This is a genomic window from Bradyrhizobium sp. NBAIM01 (assembly GCF_020194115.1).
Classification (GTDB): domain Bacteria; phylum Pseudomonadota; class Alphaproteobacteria; order Rhizobiales; family Xanthobacteraceae; genus Bradyrhizobium; species Bradyrhizobium yuanmingense.
Map to the genome: position 1 here is coordinate 78,477 of NZ_JADYVU010000007.1, position 26,840 is coordinate 105,316.

The 26,840-nt window shown below is 65.2% G+C and carries 27 protein-coding genes, 1 tRNA gene, 1 other RNA gene and 1 pseudogene; 12 read left to right on the top strand and 18 right to left on the bottom strand.

Features of this window, described 5'->3' with window-relative positions; genetic code table 11:
* The first annotated feature begins 72 nt into the window (after nucleotides 1–72).
* The gene (locus tag I6F31_RS22580; RefSeq protein WP_036026482.1) at nucleotides 73–1,572 is read left to right on the top strand and encodes a phosphomannomutase/phosphoglucomutase; all 1,500 of its coding nucleotides are present in this window, start codon (nucleotides 73–75) and stop codon (nucleotides 1,570–1,572) included.
* A 162-nt stretch (nucleotides 1,573–1,734) separates the two neighbouring features.
* On the opposite strand, the gene I6F31_RS22585 is transcribed toward I6F31_RS22580, so the two are convergent.
* The 4 genes from I6F31_RS22585 to I6F31_RS22600 all read right to left on the bottom strand — a co-directional run bounded on the left by I6F31_RS22585 (nucleotide 1,735) and on the right by I6F31_RS22600 (nucleotide 4,642).
* Nucleotides 1,735–2,244 (bottom strand): Lrp/AsnC family transcriptional regulator, encoded by a 510-nt coding sequence (locus tag I6F31_RS22585; protein ID WP_025032510.1) that lies wholly within the window; start codon nucleotides 2,242–2,244, stop codon nucleotides 1,735–1,737.
* A gap of 97 nt (nucleotides 2,245–2,341) precedes the next feature.
* Nucleotides 2,342–3,259, bottom strand: a complete 918-nt coding sequence (locus I6F31_RS22590; RefSeq protein ID WP_225147243.1) for a sugar kinase — start codon at nucleotides 3,257–3,259, stop codon at nucleotides 2,342–2,344.
* A gap of 11 nt (nucleotides 3,260–3,270) precedes the next feature.
* Nucleotides 3,271–4,212, bottom strand: a complete 942-nt coding sequence (gene nudC / locus I6F31_RS22595; protein ID WP_225186139.1) for an NAD(+) diphosphatase — start codon at nucleotides 4,210–4,212, stop codon at nucleotides 3,271–3,273.
* A 10-nt stretch (nucleotides 4,213–4,222) separates the two neighbouring features.
* Nucleotides 4,223–4,642, bottom strand: a complete 420-nt coding sequence (locus tag I6F31_RS22600) for an HIT family protein (protein ID WP_036041788.1) — start codon at nucleotides 4,640–4,642, stop codon at nucleotides 4,223–4,225.
* A 198-nt stretch (nucleotides 4,643–4,840) separates the two neighbouring features.
* Here I6F31_RS22600 and ffs point away from each other — a divergent pair.
* From ffs to I6F31_RS22625, 5 genes are all read left to right on the top strand, one after another.
* Nucleotides 4,841–4,937: signal recognition particle sRNA small type (ffs, locus tag I6F31_RS22605), an RNA gene on the top strand.
* A gap of 95 nt (nucleotides 4,938–5,032) precedes the next feature.
* Complete coding sequence (locus I6F31_RS22610) at nucleotides 5,033–6,868, top strand: DNA polymerase III subunit gamma/tau (protein ID WP_225147244.1); 1,836 nt, start codon at nucleotides 5,033–5,035, stop codon at nucleotides 6,866–6,868.
* A gap of 26 nt (nucleotides 6,869–6,894) precedes the next feature.
* Nucleotides 6,895–7,215 (top strand): YbaB/EbfC family nucleoid-associated protein, encoded by a 321-nt coding sequence (locus tag I6F31_RS22615; RefSeq protein WP_225186140.1) that lies wholly within the window; start codon nucleotides 6,895–6,897, stop codon nucleotides 7,213–7,215.
* A gap of 1 nt (nucleotide 7,216) precedes the next feature.
* The gene (gene recR / locus I6F31_RS22620; RefSeq protein WP_036026497.1) at nucleotides 7,217–7,819 is read left to right on the top strand and encodes a recombination mediator RecR; all 603 of its coding nucleotides are present in this window, start codon (nucleotides 7,217–7,219) and stop codon (nucleotides 7,817–7,819) included.
* A gap of 88 nt (nucleotides 7,820–7,907) precedes the next feature.
* Nucleotides 7,908–8,342 (top strand): hypothetical protein, encoded by a 435-nt coding sequence (locus I6F31_RS22625; protein WP_036014102.1) that lies wholly within the window; start codon nucleotides 7,908–7,910, stop codon nucleotides 8,340–8,342.
* Between the two features lie 134 nt (nucleotides 8,343–8,476).
* On the opposite strand, the gene I6F31_RS22630 is transcribed toward I6F31_RS22625, so the two are convergent.
* The 3 genes and pseudogenes from I6F31_RS22630 to rmuC all read right to left on the bottom strand — a co-directional run bounded on the left by I6F31_RS22630 (nucleotide 8,477) and on the right by rmuC (nucleotide 11,667).
* On the bottom strand, nucleotides 8,477–9,838 hold the full coding sequence (locus I6F31_RS22630; RefSeq protein ID WP_225186141.1) for an MFS transporter: 1,362 nt from the start codon (nucleotides 9,836–9,838) through the stop codon (nucleotides 8,477–8,479).
* A gap of 194 nt (nucleotides 9,839–10,032) precedes the next feature.
* A pseudogene (locus I6F31_RS22635) lies at nucleotides 10,033–10,334 on the bottom strand (GIY-YIG nuclease family protein).
* Between the two features lie 133 nt (nucleotides 10,335–10,467).
* Entirely contained in the window at nucleotides 10,468–11,667 is a 1,200-nt protein-coding gene (gene rmuC, locus I6F31_RS22640) for a DNA recombination protein RmuC (RefSeq protein WP_057027526.1), read from the bottom strand.
* Between the two features lie 169 nt (nucleotides 11,668–11,836).
* Between rmuC and def the strand changes: the two genes are divergently transcribed.
* The 3 genes from def (at nucleotide 11,837) to truA (ending at nucleotide 14,300) form a co-directional block, all read left to right on the top strand.
* Complete coding sequence (gene def, locus I6F31_RS22645; RefSeq protein ID WP_036041776.1) at nucleotides 11,837–12,364, top strand: peptide deformylase; 528 nt, start codon at nucleotides 11,837–11,839, stop codon at nucleotides 12,362–12,364.
* A gap of 136 nt (nucleotides 12,365–12,500) precedes the next feature.
* A complete protein-coding gene (fmt, locus tag I6F31_RS22650) occupies nucleotides 12,501–13,424 on the top strand; it encodes a methionyl-tRNA formyltransferase (RefSeq protein ID WP_225186142.1) in 924 nt (307 codons plus the stop codon).
* 138 nt (nucleotides 13,425–13,562) lie between these two features.
* Nucleotides 13,563–14,300: a tRNA pseudouridine(38-40) synthase TruA gene (truA, locus tag I6F31_RS22655; RefSeq protein ID WP_036014097.1), complete on the top strand. Its 738-nt coding sequence runs from the start codon at nucleotides 13,563–13,565 to the stop codon at nucleotides 14,298–14,300.
* Nucleotides 14,301–14,473: 173 nt separating this feature from the next.
* Here the strand turns inward: truA and dapE are convergent, their stop codons facing one another.
* The 11 genes from dapE to rpmH all read right to left on the bottom strand — a co-directional run bounded on the left by dapE (nucleotide 14,474) and on the right by rpmH (nucleotide 24,139).
* A complete protein-coding gene (gene dapE / locus I6F31_RS22660; protein ID WP_225186143.1) occupies nucleotides 14,474–15,640 on the bottom strand; it encodes a succinyl-diaminopimelate desuccinylase in 1,167 nt (388 codons plus the stop codon).
* A complete protein-coding gene (locus I6F31_RS22665) occupies nucleotides 15,637–16,281 on the bottom strand; it encodes a DUF805 domain-containing protein (RefSeq protein ID WP_036014086.1) in 645 nt (214 codons plus the stop codon). Before I6F31_RS22665 ends, dapE begins: the two co-directional genes overlap by 4 nt.
* A gap of 146 nt (nucleotides 16,282–16,427) precedes the next feature.
* Nucleotides 16,428–17,273 carry a 2,3,4,5-tetrahydropyridine-2,6-dicarboxylate N-succinyltransferase gene (dapD, locus tag I6F31_RS22670; RefSeq protein WP_074448081.1) on the bottom strand — a complete coding sequence of 282 codons (846 nt, stop codon included), beginning with the start codon at nucleotides 17,271–17,273 and terminating at the stop codon, nucleotides 16,428–16,430.
* 197 nt (nucleotides 17,274–17,470) lie between these two features.
* Nucleotides 17,471–18,160 (bottom strand): pyrimidine 5'-nucleotidase, encoded by a 690-nt coding sequence (locus I6F31_RS22675; RefSeq protein WP_036014081.1) that lies wholly within the window; start codon nucleotides 18,158–18,160, stop codon nucleotides 17,471–17,473.
* A gap of 194 nt (nucleotides 18,161–18,354) precedes the next feature.
* A complete protein-coding gene (locus tag I6F31_RS22680; protein ID WP_225186209.1) occupies nucleotides 18,355–19,341 on the bottom strand; it encodes a DUF1036 domain-containing protein in 987 nt (328 codons plus the stop codon).
* 161 nt (nucleotides 19,342–19,502) lie between these two features.
* A complete protein-coding gene (gene argB, locus I6F31_RS22685) occupies nucleotides 19,503–20,390 on the bottom strand; it encodes an acetylglutamate kinase (protein ID WP_036014067.1) in 888 nt (295 codons plus the stop codon).
* A 165-nt stretch (nucleotides 20,391–20,555) separates the two neighbouring features.
* A complete protein-coding gene (locus I6F31_RS22690; RefSeq protein WP_225186210.1) occupies nucleotides 20,556–20,921 on the bottom strand; it encodes a DUF423 domain-containing protein in 366 nt (121 codons plus the stop codon).
* Nucleotides 20,921–21,574 (bottom strand): ribosome biogenesis GTP-binding protein YihA/YsxC, encoded by a 654-nt coding sequence (gene yihA, locus I6F31_RS22695; RefSeq protein ID WP_225150858.1) that lies wholly within the window; start codon nucleotides 21,572–21,574, stop codon nucleotides 20,921–20,923. Before yihA ends, I6F31_RS22690 begins: the two co-directional genes overlap by 1 nt.
* A 137-nt stretch (nucleotides 21,575–21,711) precedes the next feature.
* Complete coding sequence (gene yidC, locus I6F31_RS22700) at nucleotides 21,712–23,574, bottom strand: membrane protein insertase YidC (RefSeq protein ID WP_225150860.1); 1,863 nt, start codon at nucleotides 23,572–23,574, stop codon at nucleotides 21,712–21,714.
* A 16-nt stretch (nucleotides 23,575–23,590) separates the two neighbouring features.
* Nucleotides 23,591–23,977 (bottom strand): ribonuclease P protein component, encoded by a 387-nt coding sequence (gene rnpA / locus I6F31_RS22705; RefSeq protein ID WP_109145452.1) that lies wholly within the window; start codon nucleotides 23,975–23,977, stop codon nucleotides 23,591–23,593.
* A gap of 27 nt (nucleotides 23,978–24,004) precedes the next feature.
* Nucleotides 24,005–24,139, bottom strand: coding sequence for a 50S ribosomal protein L34 (gene rpmH, locus I6F31_RS22710; protein WP_008542748.1), 135 nt, complete (start codon nucleotides 24,137–24,139; stop codon nucleotides 24,005–24,007).
* A gap of 350 nt (nucleotides 24,140–24,489) precedes the next feature.
* Here rpmH and I6F31_RS22715 point away from each other — a divergent pair, with 350 nt between their 5' ends.
* The 3 genes from I6F31_RS22715 (at nucleotide 24,490) to queD (ending at nucleotide 26,803) form a co-directional block, all read left to right on the top strand.
* Nucleotides 24,490–25,989: a HAMP domain-containing sensor histidine kinase gene (locus tag I6F31_RS22715; protein ID WP_036014057.1), complete on the top strand. Its 1,500-nt coding sequence runs from the start codon at nucleotides 24,490–24,492 to the stop codon at nucleotides 25,987–25,989.
* 296 nt (nucleotides 25,990–26,285) lie between these two features.
* A tRNA-Arg gene (locus tag I6F31_RS22720) sits at nucleotides 26,286–26,362 on the top strand.
* A gap of 84 nt (nucleotides 26,363–26,446) precedes the next feature.
* Nucleotides 26,447–26,803 carry a 6-carboxytetrahydropterin synthase QueD gene (queD, locus tag I6F31_RS22725; protein WP_036041751.1) on the top strand — a complete coding sequence of 119 codons (357 nt, stop codon included), beginning with the start codon at nucleotides 26,447–26,449 and terminating at the stop codon, nucleotides 26,801–26,803.
* The last annotated feature ends 37 nt before the right edge of the window (nucleotides 26,804–26,840 follow it).

Below are 26,840 nucleotides of genomic sequence, written 5' to 3' on the forward strand. Positions count from 1 at the left end.
CGCCTTTCGCTGCGGTTTGGCATTCGCTAAGCCTGCAGCAACTCCCGCCCCCCCTTTCACGAGACCGACTCAATGTTCCCGAAGCCGAAATCCGTATTGTTGCCCAACACCTACGCCTTCGAATCCGAGCCGATGGTGAAGCCGACAGGCTTTCGCGAATACGACGCGCGCTGGTTGTTCCAGAAGGAAATCAACCTGATGGGTGTGCAGGCGCTCGGCATGGGGCTCGGCGCGCTGATTGCCGAGCTCGGCGTCAAACAGGAGATCATCACCGGCCACGATTTCCGCGGCTACTCGGCCTCGATCAAATACGCGCTGATCTCCGGCCTGATGGCGGCGGGCTGCAAGGTGCACGATATCGGTCTTGCGGTGACGCCGATGGCCTATTTCGCGCAGTTCGATCTCGACGTGCCCGCCGTTGCGATGGTTACGGCCTCCCACAACGACAATGGCTGGACCGGCGTGAAGATGGGCGCCAACCGCCCGCTGACCTTCGGCCCTGACGAGATGACGCGGCTGAAGGAGATCGTCCTGAACGCGGAATTCAAGAACAAGGCCGGGGGCTCCTACCAGTTCCACGAGAACTATCCGGCGCGCTACATCGCCGACCTCACCTCTCGTCCGAAGCTCAAGCGCAAGCTCAAGGTGGTCGCGGCCTGCGGCAACGGCACCGCCGGTGCGTTCGCGCCGCAGGTGCTGGAAGCGATCGGCTGCGAGGTGATCCCGCTCGACACCGAGCTCGACCACACCTTCCCGAAATACAATCCGAATCCGGAAGACATGGAGATGCTGCACGCGATCCGCGACGCGGTGTTGCAGCACAAGGCCGATGTCGGCCTTGGTTTCGACGGTGACGGCGACCGCTGCGGCGTGGTCGACAACACCGGTGAGGAGATCTTTGCCGACAAGGTCGGCGTGATGCTGGCGCGCGACATGTCGGCGATCCACAAGGACGCGCAGTTCATCGTCGACGTGAAGTCCACCGGCCTGTTCATCACCGATCCCGTGCTGCAGAAGCAGGGCGCAAAGACCGCCTATTGGAAGACCGGTCATTCCTACATGAAGCGCCGCACCAACGAGACCGGCGCGCTCGCGGGCTTCGAGAAGTCCGGCCACTTCTTCTTCAACAAGCCCTATGGCCGCGGCTATGACGACGGCCTGGTCTCGGCGCTCGCGATCTGCGACATGCTCGACCGCGCGCCCGGCAAGTCGATGGCCGATCTGAAGAACGCGCTGCCGAAGACCTGGTCGTCGCCGACCATGTCGCCGCATTGCGCCGACGAGACCAAATACGGCGTCATCGACAAGGTGGTGAAGCACTTCGAAGGCCTGCAAGCAAAGGGTGCGAAGATCGGGGGGCAGGCGATCCGCGATCTCGTCACCGTCAACGGCGTGCGCGTCACGGTCGAGGACGGCAGCTGGGGCCTGGTGCGCGCCTCGTCCAACAAGCCCGAGCTCGTCGTCGTGGTCGAAAGCCCGGTCTCGGAGCAGCGCATGCACGACATGTTCGAGATGGTGAACAGCGTGCTGCGCACGCATCCCGAAGTCGGCGAGTACAATCAGAAGATTTGAGGAGCACCTGAGAGAGGCGATCCGTCCCTCTCGCTCCGCTGTCATGCCCCGGCTTGACCGGGGCATCCAGTACCCCGCGGCTTCTCGATTCTATCACCGGCGTCTCTGGAATACTGGATCGCCCGATTAAATCGGGCGATGACACTTTCCGTGTGGCGTAAATTAAGCCGCCACCACCGCCGGGATCGGTAGCGCCGTCACCGACTTGATCTTCTCCATCGCGAAGCGCGAGGTGACGTTCTTCAGCGGCACGGCGCTGATCAGCTTCTTGTAGAACACGTCATAGGCCTGCATGTCGGCGACCACGACGCGCAGCATGTAATCGACGTCGCCAGCCATGCGATAGAACTCCATCACCTCCGGCATGGCGCTGACGGCCTCGGCGAACCGTTTCAGCCAGGCATCCGAATGATCGGAGCTCTCGACCGACACGAACACGGAGATGCCGAGCCCGATCTTGTTCTGGTCGACGAGCGCGACGCGCTTGATGATCACGCCGTCGGCCTCCAGGCGCTGGATGCGCTTCCAGCAGGGGGTCGAGGACAGGCCGACCCGGTCGCCGATCTCGGCGACGGAAAGGGAGGCGTCTTCCTGGAGCACCATCAGGATCTTGCGGTCGATGGCGTCGAGGCGGCGGCTGGTCTCGGGAATTTGGACGGCGACATCAGTCATTTGAAGAACTTTGTTTCATTTCAGGGGCAGATTTCCCTGATATAGAGAAAATCTTTCCACGGCAAGCCCATAATCTCGGCGCGTCAGTGGAATCGCTCTAGAGCTTGCCTTGTAAAAGCTCTTCAACTTCAGCGCGTTGCGGGGCGGCCAGCCCGCCGCCATGGCGGGTGCATTTCAGCGCCGCGGCGGCTGCGGCGAATCGCATCGCTTCCCGCAACCCCTTGCCCTCGGCGAGGCCGAGCGCGAACGCGCCATGGAAGACGTCGCCGGCGCCGAGCGTATCGACCGCCTGGACCGGGAAGGCTGGTGTTTCCTCCAGCGTGCCCGCCTGGTTCAGCCAGATCGCGCCGTGCGGGCCGCGGGTGGCCGCGAGGAAGGCGGGCGTCAGCTCCGCCAGGCGCTTCAAGGCCGCACCGTCGTCAGCGATGCCGGCCGTCTCCTGCAGCTGGGCGCTGGCGAACAGCAGATGCGAGGCGGCCGTGAGCAGGCCGTCCTGCAGCGCCATCGCGCGGTCGACGCCGACGATGACGGGAATGCCGCGCCGGCGTGCCTCGGCGCAAAACGAGGTCGCGAACGCCGCGCAGCGGCTTTCGACGAGCACCGCCTGACAATCGGCAAGCAGCGCATCGGCCTCGGGCAGCCTCACGGTCCACAGCGCAGGATCGCGATAGATGGTGAGCGTCCGCTCGCCGGAGGGCTCGATCATGATCGCCGAGACCGGCGTGCTCAGGCCCGGCATGCGCACGATGTGCGTGCTATCGACGCCCTCCTGCGCCATCTGCGCGAGGATGAAAGCGGTCGACGTCTCCCGCGCATCGCCCATCGGCCCCCCGAACGCGACGCGGCCGCCGAGCCGCGCCATCGCGATGGCAGCGTTGAGCGCGTTGCCCCCGCACACTTCGGCGAGATGGCTGGCGTTCGCCTTGCTGCCGCGTTCGGGCAAGGCCTCGACGCGCAGGATGAGGTCGCGCACCGGCATGCCGATGCAGAGGATGCGCGGCGCGGTCCCGGCCATCGTCGTTCGGCTCAGCTGCTCTTGTCGTGTACCCAGCGGCCGAGCAGATGATGGGCGATCGCGAACGGATGCGGGCCGGCAAGCCCGTCGGGATGCGTCCGCGTCAGCATCTTCGCCGCCTCCTCGCGCGTGAACCAGCGCGCGTCTTCCAGCTCCATCCGATCGACGACGATGTCCTCGTTCAGCGCCTGCGCGCTGCAGCCGATCATCAGCGACGACGGATAGGGCCAGGGCTGGGTCATGTAATATTGCACGTCGGTGCAGCGGATCCCGGACTCCTCAAAGATCTCGCGGCGCACCGCGTCCTCGATGGTCTCGGCAGCCTCGACGAAGCCGGCGAGGCAGGAATACATCCCTGCCGGAAACTGCTTCTGCCGGCCGAGCAGGCACTTGTCGCCGGACGCCACCAGCATGATCACGACCGGATCGGTGCGCGGAAAATGCTCGGCCTTGCAACTCGGGCAGTCGCGCTTCCAGCCGCCTTCCTTCATGCTGGTGCGTACGCCGCAATTGGCGCAATAGCCGTGGCGCTGATGCCATCCCACCATCGACTTCGCCATCGCGACGGCCGAGAGCTCCTCGGGCGGGATCGCGCCCTGCATCGCCATGCCGCGCAGCTCGGTCACGGTATAATCCTCGCGGCCGACCAGCTTCTCGGCGGCGGCCTGCGACAGGCCCATGCCGAACACGGCCGCACCGTCGCGAAGCCCGAGGAACACCGTGCCGGGATTGGCGCCGCATTTCAGCGCCTCGTCGATTCCGAGCCGCGCCCGCACCTTGTCGCCCTCGCGCTTCACCAGCAGCGAGTCGCGATAGACCACGTAGGCGCGCGAGGACGGCTTCTGCTCCAGCGCGAACAGCTTTTCGTCGTCGCGGCGCAGATGCGCGGCGCGGTCGAGGACGTTGGTGACGAAGGCCGGCTGCCCCAGCGGAAACGCGTTGAATGCTGACATTATCGTTCTTTCAACCCAACCAGATCTTGCGGCGAAGCGCGCTGATGAAATTCTGAACCTCCGCGGCGTCATGCGCCAGCGGCGGCATCACGCCCCACACCGGCCGCGGCCAGGCCGCGTCACTGGTGCGGCGCGCGATGATGTGGACGTGCAGCTGCGGCACGAGGTTGCCGAGCGCGGCGATGTTGAGCTTGTCGCATTTGGTGATCTCCTTCAGCGCGCGCGAGACGCGGGAGATCTCGGTCATCAACTGCGCCTGCTGCACCTCGTCGAGATCGATGATCTCGACCGTATCGGCGCGCCGCGGCACCAGCAGCAGCCAGGGATAATGCGCGTCCTTGATGACCAGCACCTTCGACAGCGGCAGATCGCCGATATCGATGGTGTCCTCTTTCAAGCGGGAGTGCAGCGACCAGGCGGGTTCGGGCATGAAGGCTCTCTGGATTGATTCTTACCGTCGCAGAGACCACGCCCCCAGACAACATGCGTATGCGCCGTGGTCCTTATGCGCCGGACCCGGGGGGCAGGCCGAATGAGGGCGAATTCGGCGCCGGAAGTCCCCAAGCGCCGTCGGAACAGCCCCAGACCCCGCTTGCTTTCCACTCCCTTTGGCCCCAAATAGGGACCGGGAGATTGGCGGTGGACGAGCCACTCGCCAACCGGGTCAGGTCCGGAAGGAAGCAGCCCTAACGAGGTCCGGATCGGGTCGCTCGTCAGTCTCCTACCTGTTTTTCGAGCGAACCAGCGCCGGCGGCACCAGCCGCCAGCGCGCTCCTTTCCGCAAAAGCCGGCCAAGAGACATTTCATTGCGGATCGACCGATGACCGACGCTGGCGCCCCTCCCGATCCCGATAGCGCCGGCCAGGCCGGCAATGCGCCCTACCGGGTGCTGGCGCGCAAATACCGCCCATCCTCGTTCGACGACCTGATCGGCCAGGAGGCCGTGGTCCGTACCGTCTCCAATGCGTTCGAGACCGGCCGCATTCCGCAGGCCTGGATTCTCACCGGCGTCCGCGGGGTCGGTAAGACCACCACCGCGCGCATTCTCGCCCGCGCACTCAACTACGAGGTGCCGGATGGATCGGTGAAGGGGCCGACCATCCACATGCCGTCCTTGGGCGTGCATTGCCAGGCGATCATGGAAAGCCGGCACATGGACGTGCTGGAGATGGACGCGGCCTCGCATACCGGCGTCGACGACGTCCGCCAGATCAATGACAGCGTGCGCTATGCCCCGGCCAGCGCCCGCTACAAGGTCTACATCATCGACGAAGTCCACATGCTGTCGACGGCGGCGTTCAACGCCTTCCTGAAGACGCTGGAGGAGCCGCCGGAGCACGCCAAGTTCGTGTTCGCGACGACGGAGATCCGCAAGGTTCCGGTCACCGTGCTGTCGCGTTGCCAGCGCTTCGACCTGCGCCGCGTCGAGGCCGACGTGCTGATGAAGCACCTCGCCAGCATTGCGGCGAAGGAAAACGTCGAGATCGAGCCGGAAGCGCTCGGCATCATTGCGCGCGCCGCGGAGGGCTCGGTGCGCGATTCGCTGTCGCTGCTCGACCAGGCGATCGCGCATGCGGCGGGGCAGGTGAAGGCCGATGCCGTCAGGCAGATGCTGGGCCTTGCCGACCGCACCCGGGTCATCGACCTGTTCGAGTCGCTGGCGCGCGGCGACATCGCGTCCGCCTTCAAGGAGTTCCGCGACCAATACGATGTCGGCGCCGATCCCATCGTCGTGCTCTCGGACCTCGCCGAGTTCGTCAATTTCGTCACCCGTGTGAAGGTCATCCCGGCGACCGCCGACAACGTCGCCTATGGCGAGACCGAGCGGGTGCGCGCCAAGGAGTTCGCCTCCAAGATCTCGATGCGCGTGCTGTCGCGGATGTGGCAGATGCTGCTTAAGGGCATCGCCGAGGTGCAGGCCGCAACGCGTCCCGCAGCCGCGGCCGAAATGGTTCTGGTGCGCATCGCCTATGTCGCCGACCTGCCGACGCCCGACGAAGCGATCAGAATGCTCGAGCAGAACGGCGGCGGCTCGCCGGTCGTGAACGGCGGAAGTAGCGCGCGCAACGGCGCGCCGGCCGCGCCGGTTGCCTCCGCAGCGCCGATGTCAGCTGCGCCCGTGCGCATGCCGACAGCCTCGGCTCCAGCGTTTGGCGGTGGCGCCCGGCCGCAGATGGCGGCCCCCGCGCCGGATACGCAAGGGGCGGCGCCCCAGCTGCGCATCGCGAGCTTCACCCAGCTGGTTGCGCTCGCAGGGCAGAAGCGCGACATCATGACCAAGAGCGCGCTCGAAGGCGACATGCGCCTCGTCCGTTTCGAGGAGGGGCGGCTGGAAGTCGCGCTCGAGCCCAACGCTTCCAAGACCATGATCTCGGAACTTGCGAAGAAGTTCGAGCTGTGGACCGGCCGCCGCTGGACCGTGATCGTCTCCAACGAGCAGGGCCAGCCGACTTTGCGCTCGGTGAACCAGGCGGCTAAGCAGGAGCATGCCCGTACCGCGGAAGCCGATCCGCGCGTGCAGGAGGTGCTGTCGCGTTTCCCCGGCGCCAAGGTCGTCGAGGTCCGCAGGCTTGCTCCCGAGACGCCGGAAACCGATATTAACGCCGACTATGGCAGCGACGATCCGCCCGACGGTTCCGACGGCGACGATCTCTGAACCATTCTTTCCAAGGACACGCACCCATGGCTGATTTTCTCGGCATGATGAAACAGGCGGCGCAGCTGCAATCCAAGATGCAGGAGATGCAGGACCAGCTCGCCAACGTCGAGGTCGAAGGCATTTCCGGCGGCGGTCTCGTCGCCGTGCACATGACCGCGAAGATGGACGTCAAGGGCATCAAGATCGATCCTTCGCTGATGAAGGCCGAGGAGCGCGAGGTGCTGGAAGACCTGCTCGTCACCGCCCTCGCTGATGCGCGCCGCAAGGCCGAGACCGCCATGCAGGAGAAGATGCAGGCCCTCACCGGCGGGCTCGGCCTGCCGCCGGGGCTGTTCGGCCAATAAAATGGGCGCTGTTGCAGGTCCCGAGATCGAGCGGCTGGTCCAGCTGCTCGCGCGGCTGCCGGGCCTCGGTCCGCGCTCGGCGCGGCGCGCGGCGCTGCATCTGATCAAGAAGCGCGAAGCACTGATGATGCCGTTGTCGAGCGCCTTGCAGGTGGCGCTGGACAAGGTCCAGGTCTGCAAGACCTGCGGCAACATCGACACGCAAAATCCCTGCACCGTCTGCACCGATCCGAAGCGCGATCCTGCGATCATCGTCGTCGTCGCCGATGTCGCCGACCTCTGGGCGCTGGAGCGGGCCAATGCGACCCAGGGGCGCTATCATGTGCTCGGCGCGACATTGTCGCCGCTCGACGGCGTCGGCCCGCAGGATCTGACCATCGACGCGCTGGTGGCGCGCGCCCATGATTCGCAGGTGCACGAAATCATCCTGGCGCTGAATGCGACGGTGGACGGCCAGACCACGGCGCATTACATCACCGACCTGCTTCAGGACGCCAATGTGAAGGTGACGCGGCTCGCCCACGGGGTTCCCGTCGGCGGCGAGCTTGATTATCTCGACGAAGGTACGCTATCGGCTGCGATGCGGCAGCGCACCCTGTTCTAGAGCGTTTTCGAGCGAAGTGGATACCGGTTCGCGTGAAGAAAACGCGTCAAAACAGGAATCTCCATCCAGACTTTACGGAACGGACGACATGACGAAACTTTTCGCCACGCGATGGGCTTTGGTCGCGACGATGCTGATGCTGGTGACCCCGGCCATCTCCGCGCAGCAGGGCGACGCGGCGCTGCCGCCGTCCAAGCCCGGCAAGCCGATCAACACTGGCGACGTGCTCTCCGGCGAGCTCAACGCGATGAAGGTGCGCGACGCCAAGAACGGCAAGCGCGTCGCGACCTACCAGATCACGTCCGAGCCGCGCCGCCTGCCGCCGCCGAACGGGCTGTGCAATCTCGAAACCGGCCCTGAGACGTTCCAGCTCGTCACCTCCAGCGAGGCGCAGGCCGCCCAGCTGAAATCCTTCGTCGGCAAGGAGATCTCCGTGAAGGTGGACGAGGTCGCCTGCGCCAGCGATCCCGGCCAGATGAGCGAGGCCGTGATCACGAAGTGGAGCCTGATCAAGAAGCAGTAGGGGTGGAGTCGTCTCCCCGATTCCGGTGTCATCGCCCGCGAAGGCGGGCGATCCAGTACGCCGCAGCTTCTCGGTCGATCACGACTGTCTCGGAGTACTGGATGCCGAGCCTTCGCGGGGCATGACAGGGGTGCCTACACCCGCACCGGCCCCAGTGCCTCGAAATGCCCGCGCTTCTGCAAGTACGCCAGCAGCATCAGGCTCGGGATGGCGACGAGGACGGAGATCGCGAAGAACATCGGCCAGCCCGTCGCTTTTGCCAGATAGCCTGCGCCCGACGACAAATAGGTCCGTCCTACCGCGGCGAGCGCCGTCAGCAGCGCATATTGTGTCGCGGTGTGCAGCGGGTTCTGGCACAGCGCCGAGAGATAGGCGACGAAGATCACGGTGCCGATGGCGTTGCAGAAATTGTCGGAGGTGATCGCGAGGGTCAGCGCCCATTCGTTGACGCCGACAATCGCAAGCCACGAGAACGACAAATTGGACATCGCCTGCACGATGCCGCCGATCCACAGGCTGGTCGCGAGCGAATAGCGTCGGGCCACGAAGCCGCCGGCAAAGCCGCCGGCCAGGGTCGCGATGATGCCGACGCCCTTGACGATCACGGCATAGTCGTTCCGCGTGAAGCCGATGTCGATGACGAACGGCACGGTCATGTTGCCGGAGAACGCGTCGGTGAACTTGAACAGCACGACGAAGGCGAGCACGACCCATGCTTCCTTGCGGCTCAGAAATTCCGAGAACGCGCCCAGCGCGGCATGGAACACGCGCGTGAGCGCGCCGTCGTCCTGCGTGGCGGCCTCGGCGCGCGCGGATTGTGCGGGCTCGGTAGCGGCGAGCGCAGTCACCGTGCCGATCAGCACCAGAGCCGCCATCACCACATAGCCCCACATCCAGGCGGCGCCACGCGGGACGATCGCCTCGAAGCCGGTGACGATGAACAGGGCGCCTGCAGTCGAGACCAACATGCCGATGCGATAGGCCGCGACATAGGCGGCCATGCCGGCGGCCTGCTCGCTTTCGGGCAGGCTCTCGACGCGGAACGCGTCGACCACGATGTCCTGCGTCGAGGACATCGTCGCGACCAGCAGCGCGCCGAGTGCGACCAGCAGCGGCGAACGTGCCGGATCGGTCAGCGCCAACAGCAGAATCGCGCCGATCAGCAGCAGCTGCGCAAACACCAGCCACCCGCGGCGACGTCCGAAGGCCTGCGTGAACAACGGCACATGCAGCGCATCGACCAGCGGCGCCCACAGGAACTTGAACGTGTATGGCGTTCCAACCAGCGCAAACAGCCCGATCGTTCCAAGATCGACCCCGGCTTCGGCCATCCACACCAGCAGCGTCGAGCCCGACAGCGCCAGCGGCAGCCCCGAGGAGAAGCCGAGAAACAGCACGATCAGCACGCGCGGCTGCAGGTAAACAGCAAGGCTGTCGCGCCAGGAGGGCGAGGCGGTGGAAGTCGCGGCGGGGGAGGTCGCGTCGGGTGCGGTCATGGGGGCGTGTTAGCAGATTCTGGGGGAAAAGACTCTCGCGGTAGCTGGTGAGACGGGAGAGCTTCCAACACGCTCGGTGTCATCGTCCGCGAAGGCGGACGATCCAGTACTCCGCGGCGTCTCGGTTCAACCACACGGGCTGCGGAATACTGGATGCCCCGCCTTCGCGGGGCATGACATTGAGCATGACGCCATCATGATGGTCCGGCTATCCCAGGATAGAGGTCATCCCAGTTTGGGTTATGCTGCTCGATCAAGCGGACCTTCCAGGCCCTATTCCACTTCTTCAACCGCTTCTCCCGCTTGATCGCATTCTCGGGATGGTCGAACTGCTCGAAATAGACAAGTCGGGCGACGTCGTACTTCTCCGTGAAGCTTTCGATGACCTTCAACCTGTGCTGCGCCACCGGCGGATGAGATCGTTCGTCACGCCGATATAGAGCGTACCGCCAATTCGGCTGGCGAGAATGTACACGTAGTACTGGCGTGGATCCATCTTCGCCTTCCATTCCGCCGTCATCGTCCGCGAAGGCGGGCGATCCAGTAAACACCGGCACGTCGGCTTAACAACGATCGTCACGGCGTACTGGGTGCCCCGCCTTCGCGGGGCACGACAGTGTGCCCTAGTCTCACTCCCCCGCCTGGAGCTTGCGCGGAAACAGCTCTGCCGCTCCCGTCGCCACCAGCCGCGGTGTCTCCGGCGCATCGCTCTTGCTGAAATCGAGCTCCTCGATGCGGCCTGCGCGCTTTTCGATCTTGTCGGCGGAGATCAGCACTTGGCGGACGTCCTCGTTCACGTCGGCAAAATGCTTTTGCAGCTTGAGCACGCGGTCGCGCAGGCGCCCCAAATCGTCGCCGAGCTTGATCACCTCGGTGCGGATCTGGTCGGCGGCGTCGCGCATGCGCGCGTCTTTCATGATCTGCTGCATCACCTGGATCGCGAGCATCAGCAGCGACGGCGACACCAGCACGACGCGGGCGCGATAGGCCTTCTGGATCACGTCGTCGAAGCCGTCATGGATCTCGGCATAGACCGATTCCGACGGCACGAACATCAGCGCCATCTCCTGGGTCTCGCCGGTGACGAGGTATTTTTCCGCGATGTCGCTGACATGCTTCATCACGTCGCCGCGCAGCCGCTGCGTGGCAACGCGCCGCTCCTCGTCGGTGCGGGCGTCGTGCAGCGCCGTCATCGCCTCCAGCGGAAACTTCGCGTCGATGCAGAGCGGGCGCTGATCGGGCAGGAACACGACGCAGTCCGGCCGCTTGCCGGTCGAGAGCGTGAACTGGAACTCGTAGGAGCCCTTGGGCAGACCGTCCTGAACGATCGCCTCCATCCGCGCCTGGCCGAAGGCGCCGCGCGACTGCTTGTTGGCGAGCACGTCGCGCAGGGTGGTCACCTGCGTGGTGAGGTCGGTGAGGTTCTTGTGCGCGTTGTCGATGATGCCGAGCCGTTCATGCAGCGCGCGCAGGCTCTCCATGGTGTTGCGGGTCGAATGTTCCATGGACTGGCCGACCCGATGCGTCACCGAATCAAGTCGCTCGTTGACGGCGCGCGCCATCTCGGCCTGGCGGCCGGCGAGCGCCTGGGTCATGGCGTCGACCCGCCCCGAGGCCTCGCTCTGGGCGTGCAGCACCTGGGCGAGCCGCTCCTCGAGCTCGTCGGCACGGATTGCGTTCGCCATGGCGAGTTCCGCGCCACGCCGCCCCGAGCGCGCGATCACAACCGCAATCACAACCAGCAGGATGAGGACGAGCGCACCGAAGCCGATCAGCGCATCGACGATGCGCACCGGCCAGTCGCCCAGCATGACAATGATCTCGTTCATGCCGCCTTGTAGCCGATTCGCTGCGCTCTCGCGAACGAAGAGGGAACATTCTGGGTTAACCGGGCCCTAATTTTCATGGTTAATGAAAGGTGAAGTTTTATGGTTAGCGAGGGGTTAACGGGTTCCGGGCCGCATTGACCGCATCCGGCGCGCGGCTTAAATCGCGGCCATGGCCCTCAGAGAAATCATCATCCTGCCCGACAAGCAGCTGCGCCTGGTCTCCAAGCCGATCGAGAAGGTCACGGCGGAGATCCGCAAGCTTGCCGACGACATGTTCGAGACCATGTACGACGCGCCCGGCATCGGGCTGGCGGCGATCCAGGTCGCGCAGCCGCTGCGCCTGATCACCATGGACCTCGCCAAGCGCGATGAGAACGGCGAGACCAAGCCGCTGCCGCGCGTCTTCATCAATCCAGAGATCATCGCCTCGTCCGAGGAACTGTCGGTCTACGAGGAAGGCTGCCTCTCGATCCCGGAATATTACGAGGAGGTCGAGCGGCCCGCGAAGGTGCGCGTGCGCTTCACCGATCTCGACGGCAAGGTGCACGAGGAAGATGCCGAAGGGCTCTACGCCACCTGCATCCAGCACGAGATCGACCATCTCAACGGCGTGCTGTTCGTCGACTATCTGTCCAAGCTCAAGCGCGACCGCGTCATGAAGAAGTTCGAGAAAGCCGCCAAGCGCGCGGCGGAGTGATAATTCCTCCGCCGTCATGCCCGGGCTTGTCCCGGGCATCCACGTTCTTTGCCGCCGCGAGCAGGACGAACGTGGATGGCCGGGACAAGCCCGGCCATGACGAGTACCTTGCTCGTTTCAAGGATTGTCTCGTCAAATGCCCCTCCGCCTCATCTTCATGGGCACGCCCGATTTCTCCGTGCCGACGCTGCTCGAGCTGGTCGCGCACGGCCACGAGATCGCGGCCGTCTACACCCGCGCGCCGAAGCCGGGCGGCCGGCGGGGCCTGCAATTGCAGCCGACCCCGGTCGAGGAGGCCGCGCGAAAGCTTGGCATTCCCGTGCTGACGCCGAAGACTCTGAAGACCGAGCAGGCGCTGGCCGAGTTCCGCGCCTTCGATGCGGACGCGGCCGTCGTCGTCGCCTATGGCATGATCCTGCCGCAGGCGATCCTCGATGCGCCAAAACTCGGCTGCTACAATCTGCACGCATCGCTGTTGCCGCGCTGGCGCGGCGCCGCGCCGATCAACCGCGCCATCATGGCTGATGATGCCGAGAGCGGCGTGATGGTGATGAAGATGGATGTCGGCTTAGATACCGGCGACGTCGCCATGGCCGAGCGCATCACGATCACCGACAGCATGACCGCGCTCGACCTGCACGATCGCCTGTCCCGGTTGGGGGCCGACCTGATGGTGCGCGCGATGGCCGCGCTCGAACGCGGCGGGCTCCAGCTCAAGGCGCAGAGCGCGGACGGCGTCACCTACGCCGCCAAGATCGAGAAGGCCGAGGCGCGGATCGACTGGACCAGGCCCGCGCGCGCGGTGCTGCGCCACGTCCATGGCCTCTCGCCCTTCCCCGGCGCCTGGAGCGAGCTTGACGATGCCCGCGTCAAAATCCTGCGTTGCGAGTTGGCGCAAGGCGCCGGCGCGCCTGGCGACGTGCTCGACGATCAGCTTATCGTCGCCTGCGGCGACGGCGCCATCCGCATCATCGAGCTGCAGCGCGAGGGCAAGGCCCGCATGCAGGCCGCGGACTTCCTGCGCGGCGTGCCGTTAAAGGCGGGATCCAAATTCACCTGACACTGTCATACCCCGCGAAGGCGGGGTATCCAGTACGCCGAGGCTTCTCGGTCAATCGGATAAGCTGCGGAGTACTGGATTGTCCGCCCCAGTGCGCAACAGCGCACAAGGCGGGCAATGACGACGAAACTGGACACGATGCCCCGCTACAAGCTCACCATCGAATATGACGGCGCGCCGTTCTTCGGCTGGCAGGTGCAGGACACGCTGCCGTCGGTGCAGGGCGCGCTCGAGGCGGCCGTGAAGGCGATGACCGGGGCGGATCTGCGCGTGCACGGTGCCGGCCGCACCGATGCCGGCGTGCATGCGCGCGGCCAGGTCGCCCATGTCGACGTCGACAAGCAGTTTCCGCCGGGCCGTTTTCGCGACGGGCTCAACGCGCATCTGCGCCCGCATCCGATCGCGGTGCTCGAGGCCGAGATCGTGCCCGACGATTTCGAGGCGCGCTTCTCGGCGGTCAAGCGCCACTACCGCTATCGCATCGTCAACACTCGCGCCAATCTCGCGCTCGATGTCGGCCACGCCTGGCGCGTGCCGCGCAAGCTCGATGCCGACGCAATGCACGCGGCGGCGCAGCGCCTGCTCGGCAAGCACGATTTCACCACCTTTCGCGACACCGAGTGCCAGGCCAAATCGCCGGAGAAGACGCTCGACCAGCTGGACGTGATCCGCGATGGCCGCGAGATCAACGTCATCACCTCGGCGCGCTCGTTCCTGCACAGCCAGGTGCGCTCGATGGTGGGATCCCTGGTCTGGGTCGGCGAGGGCCGCTGGACCGCCGACGATCTCTCCGCCGCACTCAAAGCCCGCAACCGCACCGCCTGCGGCATTGTCGCCCCGCCCGAGGGGCTGTATTTGATGAAGGTGGATTATTAGGCGAGCGGCGCAGAGAGCGGGCATGCTCTCGCCAAACCTCGGTGTCATGCCCCGGCTTGACCGGGGCATCCAGTACGCCGCGGCCTCTCGGCTCAATCACTGCCGTCTCTGGAATACTGGATCGCCCGGTCAAGCCGGGCGATGACGGTCGTGTTTGTGGAGGCAACACTGCCTCAAGCAAAATACCGCGCCAAAATCCCGCGATACACTTTCGTCAGCCTCTCCAGATCCGCCACCGGCACGCGCTCGTCGATCTGGTGCATGGTCTGCCCGACCAGGCCGAACTCGATCACGGGGCAATAGCTTGAAATAAACCGCGCATCCGACGTGCCGCCTGACGTCGACAGCTCGGGCTTGCGTCCCGTCACCTCCTCGATCGCGGAGACCGCGAGATCGGTGAACGGACCCGGCTTGGTCACGAACACGTTCGAGTTGGAGGGCTCCCACACGATGCGGGCCTTGATGCGGTTGCCGCAGGCTTTGGCGAGACGCGTCTCCACCAATTCACGCAAGCTCGCCTGGGTGTGGTTGTCGTTGTAGCGGATGTTGAATCTTGCGCGGGCCTCGCCGGGGATGACGTTGAAGGCCTTGTTGCCGACGTCGACCGAGACGAATTCGAGATTGGACGCCTGGAATTGCGCGCTGCCATGGTCGAGCGGCTCGTCGGAGATCGCGACGATCAGCCGCGAGATATCAGGCACCGGATTGGAGGCGCGGTGCGGATAGGCGACGTGGCCCTGCACGCCGTCGACGACGAGCGTGCCGGATTGCGAGCCGCGCCGGCCGATCTTGATGGTGTCGCCGAGCGCCTCGACGTTGGAGGGCTCGCCGAGCACGCAATGGTCGAATTTCTCGCCGCGCTCGGCGACCCATTTCAGCAGCTTGATGGTGCCGTTGATCGAGACGTCTTCCTCGTCGCCGGTGATCAGGAACGAGATCGAGCCCTTTCCGTCGCTGCGCGGCTTGCCGCCGTTGGCGGCGAGATGCTCCAGCACCGCGGCGACCGAGCAGGCGATGCCGCCTTTCATGTCGACCGCGCCGCGGCCATGCAGCACGCCGTCCTTCACCTCTCCGGAGAACGCGCCGACGCTCCAGGCGCTCTCGTCGCCGGGCGGCACCACATCGGTGTGGCCTGCGAAGGTGATGTGCGGACCGTCGGTGCCGATCCGAGCGTAGAGATTGTCGACGTCGGCGGTGCCTTCCTCGCTGAAGGTCACGCGGTGACAGGTGAAACCGGCAGCGCCCAGGATTTTTTCGAGCACCCCGAGCGCGCCGGCATCGGCCGGAGTGACTGAGGGGCAACGGATGAGGTCGCGGGCGATCGAGAGGGCATCGGTCATGCGCCCCGCTTAACATGCATGCCGCCGGGTGGGCTAGCGCTGGGCGGAACAATTTCGATCTCGCGGCCCTGGTCCCAGCTCTTCGCAGGCGGCGAGGCGGGCGTGGACTCATACGCGATCCCGGCCAGCGGATCAGGCCCGAACCGGTTATCGCCGACAGTGCCGGGCACGCAGAGCATCTCGACGAGACCCCACAGCCACAGCATCGAAGCGGCGAGGTTGAAAAGAAGCATCACGCTGGTGTCGGGGAGCAGGTCCGAGAACTGGTTGAACAGGCCGGGCACGAGGAAAAACGGAACGAGCCACCAGCCGCTCCTGTCACGGTCGTGCAGCCGCTTGATCGCCGTTGCCAGATAGACCCACAGGAACAGCGACATGCCGAATGCCCTCAGGATCAGGGGCGCGCGGTCGGTAGACGCGAGTGAAGGGTGTTCCCGGGGATCGGCCAGCTTGAACAGATCGCCAAGGCCGAAATCGAGCTTGAGCGAGAGCTTCAACGATCCGTCGGCATTGGGCAGATGAATGATCTGACCGATCACCTCCAGCAAGCCTGCCAGCAGCGCAACGATCAGCAGCGCCTGCCACAGCAGGGCGCGATTGATGCGGCCGTCGAAGCGGAATAGGTACCAGATCCAGTCCATGCGAGTGGCTCCGGGCGGAATGGCCGCCCGGAAATTGGTCGCGATGGAGGGAGGGTGGGTTCGATCCTAGCAGCGAATGGTGAATGGTGAATGGCAAGTAGGATTGGCGCCCTATTCGCCACTGGCCATTCGCTACTCGCCTTGCATCAATCCCGCAGCAGCTCGTTGATGCTGGTCTTCGACCGCGTGCGCTCGTCGACGCGCTTGACGATCACGGCGCAAGCGGTGCTCGGGCCGATCTGGCCGTTCTTCATCGGCTTGCCGGGCAGCGCGCCGGGCACCACGACGGAATATTCGGGCACTTCGCCCATGAAGACCTCGCCGGTCTCGCGGTCGACGATCTTGGTCGAGGCTCCCAGGAACACGCCCATCGCCAGCACCGCGCCCTTGCGCACGATCACGCCTTCGGCGACTTCCGAGCGCGCGCCGATGAAGCAATCGTCCTCGATGATGACCGGCTCGGCCTGCAGCGGCTCGAGCACGCCGCCGATGCCGGCGCCGCCCGAGATGTGCACGCGCTTGCCGATCTGCGCGCAGGAGCCGACGGTGGCCCAGGTGTCGACCATCGTGCTCTCATCGACATAGGCGCCGAGATTGACGAAGGACGGCATCAAGACGACGTTCTTGGCGATGAAGGCCGAGCGGCGGACGATCGCGCCGGGCACCGCGCGAAAACCGGCATCGCGGAAGCGGTTCGGGCCCCAGCCTTCGAACTTCGAGGGCACCTTGTCCCACCAGCTTGCCTTGCCGGGGCCGCCGCCAATGACGTCCATGTCGTTGAGGCGGAACGACAGCAGCACGGCCTTCTTCAGCCATTGATTGACCTTCCACTTGCCGTCGCTGCCGCGCTCGGCAACGCGCGCCTCGCCCTTGTCAAGGATCTCCAGCGACTGGTCGACGGCCTCGCGCACCTCGCCCTTGGTCGTGGTCGAGATGCCTTCACGCGCCTCGAAGGCGCTGTTGATGGTGGATTCGAGGGCTGCAAGGGACATCGTGATTTCCTCTGGGAAGCGCGTGGTTTCGCGAGAATTGGAGCGCTTTTTCGGGATTTGGCGGAGCGGAGTCAAGGCTGCGTTCTGGATCACCACCCGGGAAGACCCGTAGCCCGGATGGAGCGAAGCGCAATGGGACAGTCTCTCCGCAGCTACGCCAGCCCCGGATTACGCTGCGCTCCATCCAGGCTACGAAATCACCCCGACAACTTTGCCAAAAACCCCGCCAGATCATCCGTGACGTGGTCGACATGGGCGGCGTCGCGGCCTTCCAGCTCCCAGTCCTCGCGCACCACCTCCTTGGTGCCGTCGGGCACCACCAACACGGTGGTCATGCCGAGCCGGTAGGGGACGGTGAGGTTGCGGGCGAGGTCCTCGAACATGGCGGCGCGGGTCGGATCGACCGCATGCTGGCCGAGGAACTTGCGGTAGGTCTGCTCCGCCGGCTTCGGTTCGAACTCGGCGGCGATGATGTCGAACACGCCGTCGAAATGGTCGGCGAAGCCGAGCCGCGCCAGCACGGCATCGACATGGTCGACCGAGCCGTTGGTGAGGATCAGCTTGCGGCCCGGCAGCTTTGCGATGGCCGCGCCAAGCGCCGGATTCGGCTCCAGCGGAGAGTGGTCGATCTTGTGGACATAGGCGAGGTAGTCGTCGGCGGAGACGCCGTGGAGGGTCATCATGCCGCGCATCGTGGTGCCGAAGCGGCGATAATAGTCTTTCTGGATCGCCCGCGCTTCCTCCGGGCCGACATTCAGCCAGTTGCAGACGAACTCCCCGATCCGCGCATCGACCTGCTGCCACAGATTGACGTGATGCGGATAGAGCGTGTTGTCGAGGTCGAACACCCAGGTGTCGACATGGTTGAAGCTGCGGGGGAAGGTCATATCGGCATTCTCAACTTGTCGTCCCGGGGCGCGCGAAGCGCGAGCCCGGGACCCATAACCCCAGGGAGGAGTTTTGCGAAGACTCGGGGTGACCAGCTTCCCTCCGCAACCACTCCCTGGGGTTATGGGTCCCCGCCTTCGCGGGGACGACGGCGGAGCTTGTGGATGCTTGCGTGCTGATCATTGCGCCAATCTCACGGCACGGCAAAGCGCAGCGTCTTGCCGCCGCTCGAGATGTCTACCGCGCCGAAGCCCGTTGGCGCAAAGCCGCGCGCGCCGCAATCGGTCTGCTCGCTGGTCTCGAACTTGGTCTCGCGTGTGCAGAGCTGCCTGTCGCCGCCCCAATTCAGCGGCTTGTCCTTAAGCTTGACGATTCGGTTGTCGGCGTCGACCGCTTCCGCGAAGCTGAAGATCTGCTTCGGCTGGCCTGATACATCGGGGTGCAGGCAGGTCTTGGGATCGATGCGATACCAGCCGCGGCTGGTCACCGCCTTGCCGTCGTCGGTCGCGATCGCCGCCATCACCTTGTGCGGCGTGTCGTTGCACCAGGTGAGGCCGGTCGCGGACGGCGTCTGCACGGCATCGACCATGGTCTTGAAGAAGTTCTGCGAGCCCACGATGTCGGACGACAAGCCCCGGCTCTTCAGGAATGCGGCCAGCGCGCTCTGCGTCTTCGGCCCGTCGACGCCATCGATCGGCGCGGCGTCGTAGCCTGCGATCACCAGGAGCCGCTGGATGCCGGCGAGGCGCGCCTGCTCGTCGTCATATTCGGAATCCTCGGCGAGATAAGCGACGAGGTTGCCGTCCGGGCTTTGCGTCGGCGTCACCTGTGTGAAGGGAACCTGCGTCTGGCCGCTGCGGCACTGCCTGGCCGCCGCGATGACGAAATTGTCCTGCGCGACGCACAGCATGTCGTTGCCGCTTTGCGGGATCGGCGACGCGCCGTAGACGCCGAGCGCGCGCGCGTTGAGCAGGATGCGGTCGGCGGTCAGCGTGCCCTGCACCACCACGCGGCAGGCGGCGGGATCGATCCTGAACCAGCCGCGCGTCGCGGTGGCCGCCTTGTCGTCGATGCCGATCGCGGCCTCGACCACATAGGACATGCGGTTGCAGATCTTGAGGTCGGCGATCGCCGGCGCCGAGGAGAAGAAGAAGGAGACAGTTGCGGCAGGCAGCGTCATCAGGAAGCGGGTGAGGGGGGAGCGGCGTAGATGACGCTCTCTCAAATCGTCATGGCCGGGCTTGACCCGGCCATCCACGTCTTTGCCGCGAGAAGAAAGGTCGTGGATGCCCGGGACAAGCCCGGGCATGACGACCTTCTTCCGCTGCTCGCGTTCCCGCATCACTTGTGGATCAGCGTGCCCGTGCCCTGGTTGGTGAAGAGCTCGAGCAGCACCGCGTGCTGCATCTTGCCGTCGATGATGACGACGCCCTCGACGCCCTGTTCCAGCGCGTAGATGCAGGTCTCGACCTTCGGGATCATGCCGCCGGAGATGGTGCCGTCGGCGATCAGTTTTCGCGCGTCCTTCACCGACAATTGTGGGATCAGCTTCTTCGACTTGTCGAGCACGCCGGGCACGTCGGTGAGCAGCAGCAGGCGCTTGGCCTTCAGCGCGCCGGCGACGGCCCCTGCAAAGGTGTCGGCGTTGATGTTCAGCGTCTGGCCCTCTTTCGAGGTTGCGAGCGGCGCCAGCACCGGGATCAGCTCGTAGCCGATCAGCTGGTTGAGCAAAGTGAGGTCGACCTTCTCGGGGTCGCCGACGAAGCCGAGATCGATCGCCTTCTCGATGTTCGAGTCGGGATCGACGATGGTGCGCGTCGTCTTGGTCGCCTTCACCATGTTGCCGTCCTTGCCCGACAGGCCCACCGCCTTGCCGCCGGCCTCGTTGATGTAGCCGACGATCTGCTTGTTGACGGAGCCGGCGAGCACCATCTCGACGATCTCGATGGTCGCGGCATCGGTGATGCGCAGGCCCGCGGCGAATTCCGAGACGATCCCAAGACGCTTGAGCATGGTCGCGATCTGCGGCCCGCCGCCATGCACCACCACCGGATTGATCGCGGTCTGCTCCAAGAGCACGATGTCGCGGGCAAAGTTCTTCGCGGTCTCCTCGTCGCCCATGGCATGGCCGCCATATTTGATGACGATGGTTTCCTCGTCATATTGCTGCATGTGCGGCAGCGCTTCGGACAGGATGCGGGCCTGGTCGAGCGGAGAGATGTCGGTCATGTCGCGGTCTCGCTGGCGGGTCGAATGGTGCGCGTTCTATCCGATTGGCGGGGACAGCGCAAAGGTGTGGCAGCTATGTAGCCCGGATGGAGCGCAGCGTAATCCGGGATTCGTCGCCGCAGACACCGGCCCCGGATTGCGCTTCGCTCCATCCGGGCTACGGATTCAGCGCTTCGCCGCCACCGACGCCACGCTTACCGCCAGCCAGCTCGCAATCATCACCATCCCGCCCGTCGGCGCCGCCATCGGAAACAGCGCGTGCCCGGCATACTGCCGCAAGGTGAGGTCGCCTGCGAACAGCGCGGCACCGATCGCGAAGCCGAACGTCGCCACGATTCCAATTCCGCCGTGCAGAAGGCCGCGCGTGAGCAAGGCGATGGTCGCAAGTATGGCACTTGCATGAAACAGCAGCATGGCGCTGGCGGAGGCAAGACGGCTCGCGTCGGCACCATGGGCGGACGCGGCGGCCAGCGCGACGCCGGCGGCGCCCATCAAGCCGGCAAGCCCGATCAGCAGGCGGTGCGCTGCCATCACGAGGCCCGCTCTTCCAGGAGCTTCGCCATCGCGGCGCGAAGCTCGGCCATGCCGGTCGCGCTGCGCGACGAGGTCGCGAGCACGGTCGGGAAAGCGGCCGGATGCTTGGCGAGCACGGCCTCGGTCTCGGCGATGCGTGCTTGCAGCTCGGCAACTTTCACCTGGTCGGCCTTGGTCAGCACGATCTGGTAGCTGACGGCGGAGCGGTCGAGCGTCTTCAGAACCTCGAGATCGACATCCTTGATCCCGTGCCGCGCATCGATCAGCACGTAGACGCGCGCGAGACTGGCGCGCCCCAGCAGGAATTTGTGGATCAGCTCGGTCCAGGACGCGACCTGGCTCTTCGGCGCCTTGGCATAGCCGTAGCCGGGCATGTCGACGAGGCGCAGGTCGTTCTTGCCGGGGACCTCGAAGAAGATCAGCTCCTGGGTGCGGCCCGGCGTATGCGAGGTGCGCGCCAGCGCGTTGCGGCCCGTGAGCGCGTTGATCAGGCTCGACTTGCCGACATTGGAGCGCCCGGCAAAGGCGATCTCCAGCCCCGCCATCGGCGGCAGCGTTTCGATCGAAGGGGAGGCCCAGATGAACTGCCAGTCGCGGGCGAACAGTTTTCGCCCGGCCTCGATCAGCTTGCCGTCTTTTTTCTCGTCCATGAGAAGGATCTATCCCCTCGTCATGGCCGGGCTCGTCCCGGCCGTCCACGTCTGTCGCCGCGGTACCTCCAAAACGTGGATGCCCGGGACAAGCCCGGGCATGACGTTGTGGAGGCAGCTCGGTTCCGCAACGACGGCTACGTTGCCTCAGTCGTCACTTTTTTTTTGAACGAGTTCCGAATGTTGTCGAACAGCTCCACCTTCACGCCGTTGCGGCGCATGATGTAGCCCTGCTGGACCACCGAGAGCAGGTTGTTCCAGGCCCAGTAGATCACGAGGCCCGCCGGGAATCCCGCCAGCATGAAGGTGAAGATCAGCGGCATCCAATTGAAGATGATCTGCTGGGTCGGATCCGGCGGCGTCGGATTCAGCTTCATCTGGATCCACATCGTGATGCCCATGATGATCGGCCAGATGCCGAGCGCGAGGTAATAGCCGAACACCGGAATCGTGGTCGGATCGAACGGGAGCAGCCCGAACAGGTTGAAGAGGTTGGTCGGGTCAGGCGCGGAGAGGTCCTTGATCCAGCCGAAGAACGGCGCGTGCCGCATCTCGATGGTGACGAACAGCACCTTGTAAAGCGCGAAGAACACCGGAATCTGGATCAGCACGGGCAGACAGCCGGCGACCGGATTGATCTTCTCCTTGCGGTAGATCTCCATCATCTCCTGCTGCTGCTTCACCTTGTCGTCGGGATAGCGCTCCTTCAGTGCCAGCAGCTGCGGCTGGATCGACTTCATCTTCGCCATCGAGGCGTAGGACTTGTTCGCCAGCGGGAAGAACAACAGCTTCACGATCACCGTGACGAGCAGGATCGAGACGCCGAAATTGCCGAAGAAGCGGAAGAAGAAGTCGAGGCCGAGGAACATCGGCTTGGTGAGGAAATAGAACCAGCCCCAGTCGATCAGCAGGTCGAACTGGTTGAGGCCGAGCGCCTTGTTGTAGCCGCCGAGGCCCGCGAGCGGGAAGTTGATGCCGACCACGCCGGCTTCCTTGGCGCCTGCGAACAGCCGCGCGTTGGCCGTCGCGGTGCCGCCGATCGCGACTGTGACGGGGTCGAGCAGATAGTCGGTCTGGTAGGTATGGACCTTGCCGACCGGGTTGGACGAGAAGCGCGCCTGGAGCTGGGCGTTGGTATCCGGCAGCAGCGCGGAGGCCCAGTATTTGTCGGTGATGCCGAGCCAGCCATTGGTGGCCTTGAAGTTCACCTGCTTGGCTTCGTCGATCTTGCTGTAGGCATATTCCTGCAGCCTGTGTTCGCCGAGATAGCCGATCAAGCCCTCATGCAGGATATAGTAGCCGGAGACATGCGGCGCGCCGTGGCGCGAGATCAGCGCGAACGGATAGAGCGTGACGGGCGCGTTGCCGACATTGCTCACCTCGTCCTTGATGGTGAAGAGATAATGGTCGTCGACGGCGATGGTGCGGCGGAAAGTCAGGCCGTCGCCATTGTCCCATTTCAGCACCACGGGCGTCGACGGCGTCAGGCTGCCGCTGCCCTCCTGCTGCCAGACGGTCTGGGCATCCGGCATCTTTGCCGTCACGCCCGTCGCTGCAACCCAGCCGAACTCGGCGTAATAGGGCTCCGCCGTGCCCGACGGCGAATAGAGGACGATCGGCGGCGATTTCGGATCGACCGTCTCGCGATATTGCACCAGCGCGATGTCGTCGATGCGGCCGCCCTTCAGCGAGATGCTGCCGGCGATCCGCGGCGTCTCGATCTTGACGCGCGGGCTCGCTGCAATGGCAGTCTCGCGCGAAACGACCGCTTGGGGCGGGCTCGCGGCCGGCGTCGACGGCTGGGCCGCGCCGGGCTGCGGCGCGCTGCCCGGCGTCGGGGACGCGCCCGGCTGCGGCGTGCTGCCCTTCTGGAGCTCGGACTGCGCCTGCTGCTGGGCGCGCTGCTTCTCCATCTGCGGCACGTTGTAGAAGTACTGCCAGGCGATCAGCACCAGGCCGGACAGAATGACGGCGAGGATGGTATTGCGATTGTCGGTCATCTCGATTGTCTCGTCATCAATCCGGTTTGCGGCTGGTCGCTGCGGCGTGACCCGGCCTGTGGCCGCGCGCTTTGGCCGTATGCCGCGCGGGCTTCGTGAACGCTATGCGCAGATCGTCGAGCATGGTGGCGAAGTCGCGCGAGAGCGCGTCCTTTCGTCCGACCAGGACATAATCATGGTGGGGCTGCATCGATGTCGGATCGAGCCGCTTCACCAGTTCGCGCAACCGGCGCCGGATGCGATTGCGCTCGGGGGCGTTGCCGTTCTTCTTGGTGACGGTGAAGCCGATCCTGACAGGGCCGGAATCATCGCGGCGGCGGCTTTGCAGGACGAACGCGGGACTATTCACCCGCGCGCCATTGGCAACGGCGAGGAAATCCGCCCGCTGCCTCAGCCGATCCATGATGAAATCCCAAAAAGGGGGTCCGGCTCAGGCGCTCAGACGCTTGCGGCCGCGGGCGCGGCGGGCGGCGAGAACCTTGCGGCCGCCGGCAGTGGCGAGACGGGCGCGGAAGCCGTGACGGCGCTTGCGCACCAGTTTGCTGGGTTGATAAGTCCGCTTCACGGGTTTTTCTCCGCTGACCGGGCAATTTGCCTGTAGAATTGATGGTAAAGTCCGGAAGATACGGCCCAAAACGGGCCCTTTTTCGGCCCCAAGAGAGCCGCTCCCGGTGTCGCACCGGGTCATCGCGGACAATTCGCGCGGCTTATAAGGGAGCGCCTTGTCTTCGTCAACGCCGCACAAGCGCGCGATTGTGGTGAATATCGCTGTTTGCGCGGCGTTTTTAACCCTTGAGGTGGCGACTCGCGCTATCAGCGCTTACATCACACCTCGGCAGATTAGCGATCCGTAATTTGACCGGACATCGGTCGGGTCGCATCCTCCATCAGCCAAGGCCAACAGGGGCGAGTTTCGTGCCAGCCACAGATCGCCAGCCGATCCAGGATCTGGATCAGCCAGACCAGCCGGCGACGCGGCCCCGCGGCTCGCGCGGGCTCGGGTTGTCCGGCAAGCTGCTGCTGCTCACCATTCCCTTGGTGATGATCGCCGCGGTGCTGCTCTACGTGCCAGCCATCGCGAATTTTTGGGTCAACCGGCTGAATGATCGCGTCGCGGCGGCCAACACCGCGGCGCTGGTGCTGGATGCGGCGCCGCTCGGCATGGTCCCCGATTCGCTGTCGCGGCAGATCCTGAAGAGCATCAACGCCCGTGCTGTTGCCATCAAGATGGGCCAGCAGCGCCGGCTGCTCGCCAGCGACAACATTCCGGCCGCCATCGAGCACGACATCGACCTGCGCGACATGACGGCCTGGGAGGCCATCACCGGCTCGTTCCGGATGATGCTGGAGACCGGCAACCAGGCCATCCGCATCGTCGGCCCCGGGGTCGGCAATGCCCAGTTCATCGAGATCGTCACCGACGAGCTGCCGCTGCGGAAGCAGATGTACCGCTTCTCCCGCAACCTCGTCGTGGTCGCGTTGATCATCGCGGTGCTGACCGCGGGCCTCGTCTATCTCGCGCTTCATTATCTCTTCGTGCGCCCGATGCGGCGGCTGACCGCGAGCCTGGTCGGCTTCCACGAGAATCCCGAGAGCTCGGCCGGCATCATCGTGCCGAGCCAGCGCAGCGACGAGATCGGGGTCGCCGAGCGCGAATTGTCCGACATGCAGCGCGACCTGATGTCGATGCTGAATCAGAAGAGCCGGCTCGCTGCCCTCGGCCTCGCGGTCTCCAAGATCAACCACGATCTGCGCAATCTGCTCGCCTCGGCCCAGCTGCTGTCGGATCAGCTCGCCAGCGTGCCGGATCCGCGCGTGCAGCGCTTTGCGCCCAAGCTCGTGCGCTCGCTCGAGCGCGCCATCGCCTTCTGCCAGTCGACATTGTCCTACGGCCGCGCCCAGGAGGCCGCACCCGACCGCCGCATGATCCTGATCGAGCCTGTTGTGATGGAGGTGCGGGAGACCGCGGGGCTCGCCAACGACGCCTCGATCGCCTGGGTCGCCGCGATCGAGCGCGGGCTCGCGGTCGACGCCGATCCCGACCAGCTGTTCCGGGTCTTGCTCAACCTCGTCCGCAACGCCGCCCAGGCGCTCGAAAGCCATGCGGCGGGTGAGGGGCGCGTGCAGCAGATCCGGATCACCGGAAAGCGCGAAGGCGCCGTCGCCATTCTCGAGGTCTCCGACACCGGCCCCGGCGTTCCCCCGAAGACCCGGGAGCGCCTGTTCGAGGCCTTCCAGACCTCGGGCCGCCCCGGCGGCAGCGGCCTTGGCCTCGCCATCGCCGCCGAGCTGGTCCGCGCCCATGGCGGCGAGATCCACCTGGTCGAGGGCACCATCGGCGCCACGTTCCGCATCGTCATCCCCGACCGTCCCGTGGAACTGCTCTCCATCCGCAACGAGCGCCAGAGGGCTTAAGGCTAGGCCAGCGGCCGACTGAAACGAGCTGGGCCATCGCCATTCCTTCCGTCATTCCGGGACGACCCGAAGGGTCGGGCCCGGAATCCATAACCCCGGCTGGTGGTTATGGATTCCGGGCTCGCGACTTCGTCGCGCCCCGGAATGACGAAGAGAAGTGCGGAAATGCCCCAAAATACCGGCGAGCCGGACCTTGCCAATCGGGACAAGAGCGGTTAGTCAGAGCGCTCTTTCGCACCCCCTCCGGCTCTGCCGGGGGCTGCTTGCGGGCCCCGCCCGCGCTGTTTGCGAAACACGCGCCCGTAGCTCAGCTGGATAGAGCATCAGACTACGAATCTGAGGGTCGGACGTTCGAATCGTTCCGGGCGCGCCATTCTTTGCCGAAAGGTCAGGACAGGACAGCATCTGGTCGCCAGACCGGCCCGAGACCGGATGGCCATGCCGTGTGGGGAGCTGGATGAGGATATCGCAGGCGTTCAAGTTCGAGGCGGCGCATCGGCTGCCAAACGTGCCCGAGACTCACCGGTGCAGCCGGCTGCATGGTCATTCCTATCGGGTCGAGGTCCAGCTGGATGGGCCGGTCGACCCGCACACCGGCTTCGTCGCTGATTTCTTCGATATCGAGAAAAGCTTCGCCGGCATCATGGCGGCGCTGGACCACCAGTGCCTGAACGAGGTCGACGGCCTCGCGAACCCGACCGCCGAGAATATCGCGGTCTGGATCTGGGGCCGCTTGAAGCCCAGCCTGCCGCAGCTGTGGGCGGTCCGCGTTTATGAAACGACGGATTGCTGGGCCGAATATCAGGGGCGGTGACGACGGCCCGCTGACCCAGCGCCGGCCTCACCGTCGC

What these genes read in the sequence shown, in the direction of transcription:
- fmt (WP_225186142.1), top strand. Translation starts at nt 12,501, where the DNA reads ATGCCCCTCCGCCTCATCTTCATGGGCACGCCCGATTTCTCCGTGCCG.
- def (WP_036041776.1), top strand. Translation starts at nt 11,837, where the DNA reads ATGGCCCTCAGAGAAATCATCATCCTGCCCGACAAGCAGCTGCGCCTG.
- rmuC (WP_057027526.1), bottom strand. Translation starts at nt 11,667, where the DNA reads ATGAACGAGATCATTGTCATGCTGGGCGACTGGCCGGTGCGCATCGTC.
- yidC (WP_225150860.1), bottom strand. Translation starts at nt 23,574, where the DNA reads ATGACCGACAATCGCAATACCATCCTCGCCGTCATTCTGTCCGGCCTG.
- recR (WP_036026497.1), top strand. Translation starts at nt 7,217, where the DNA reads ATGGGCGCTGTTGCAGGTCCCGAGATCGAGCGGCTGGTCCAGCTGCTC.
- dapD (WP_074448081.1), bottom strand. Translation starts at nt 17,273, where the DNA reads ATGTCCCTTGCAGCCCTCGAATCCACCATCAACAGCGCCTTCGAGGCG.
- I6F31_RS22675 (WP_036014081.1), bottom strand. Translation starts at nt 18,160, where the DNA reads ATGACCTTCCCCCGCAGCTTCAACCATGTCGACACCTGGGTGTTCGAC.
- queD (WP_036041751.1), top strand. Translation starts at nt 26,447, where the DNA reads ATGAGGATATCGCAGGCGTTCAAGTTCGAGGCGGCGCATCGGCTGCCA.
- I6F31_RS22680 (WP_225186209.1), bottom strand. Translation starts at nt 19,341, where the DNA reads ATGACGCTGCCTGCCGCAACTGTCTCCTTCTTCTTCTCCTCGGCGCCG.
- dapE (WP_225186143.1), bottom strand. Translation starts at nt 15,640, where the DNA reads ATGACCGATGCCCTCTCGATCGCCCGCGACCTCATCCGTTGCCCCTCA.
- truA (WP_036014097.1), top strand. Translation starts at nt 13,563, where the DNA reads ATGCCCCGCTACAAGCTCACCATCGAATATGACGGCGCGCCGTTCTTC.
- I6F31_RS22615 (WP_225186140.1), top strand. Translation starts at nt 6,895, where the DNA reads ATGGCTGATTTTCTCGGCATGATGAAACAGGCGGCGCAGCTGCAATCC.
- I6F31_RS22585 (WP_025032510.1), bottom strand. Translation starts at nt 2,244, where the DNA reads ATGACTGATGTCGCCGTCCAAATTCCCGAGACCAGCCGCCGCCTCGAC.
- I6F31_RS22590 (WP_225147243.1), bottom strand. Translation starts at nt 3,259, where the DNA reads ATGGCCGGGACCGCGCCGCGCATCCTCTGCATCGGCATGCCGGTGCGC.
- rnpA (WP_109145452.1), bottom strand. Translation starts at nt 23,977, where the DNA reads ATGGATCGGCTGAGGCAGCGGGCGGATTTCCTCGCCGTTGCCAATGGC.
- argB (WP_036014067.1), bottom strand. Translation starts at nt 20,390, where the DNA reads ATGACCGACATCTCTCCGCTCGACCAGGCCCGCATCCTGTCCGAAGCG.
- I6F31_RS22610 (WP_225147244.1), top strand. Translation starts at nt 5,033, where the DNA reads ATGACCGACGCTGGCGCCCCTCCCGATCCCGATAGCGCCGGCCAGGCC.
- I6F31_RS22690 (WP_225186210.1), bottom strand. Translation starts at nt 20,921, where the DNA reads ATGGCAGCGCACCGCCTGCTGATCGGGCTTGCCGGCTTGATGGGCGCC.
- I6F31_RS22580 (WP_036026482.1), top strand. Translation starts at nt 73, where the DNA reads ATGTTCCCGAAGCCGAAATCCGTATTGTTGCCCAACACCTACGCCTTC.
- I6F31_RS22665 (WP_036014086.1), bottom strand. Translation starts at nt 16,281, where the DNA reads ATGGACTGGATCTGGTACCTATTCCGCTTCGACGGCCGCATCAATCGC.
- nudC (WP_225186139.1), bottom strand. Translation starts at nt 4,212, where the DNA reads ATGTCAGCATTCAACGCGTTTCCGCTGGGGCAGCCGGCCTTCGTCACC.
- I6F31_RS22630 (WP_225186141.1), bottom strand. Translation starts at nt 9,838, where the DNA reads ATGACCGCACCCGACGCGACCTCCCCCGCCGCGACTTCCACCGCCTCG.
- I6F31_RS22600 (WP_036041788.1), bottom strand. Translation starts at nt 4,642, where the DNA reads ATGCCCGAACCCGCCTGGTCGCTGCACTCCCGCTTGAAAGAGGACACC.
- yihA (WP_225150858.1), bottom strand. Translation starts at nt 21,574, where the DNA reads ATGGACGAGAAAAAAGACGGCAAGCTGATCGAGGCCGGGCGAAAACTG.
- I6F31_RS22625 (WP_036014102.1), top strand. Translation starts at nt 7,908, where the DNA reads ATGACGAAACTTTTCGCCACGCGATGGGCTTTGGTCGCGACGATGCTG.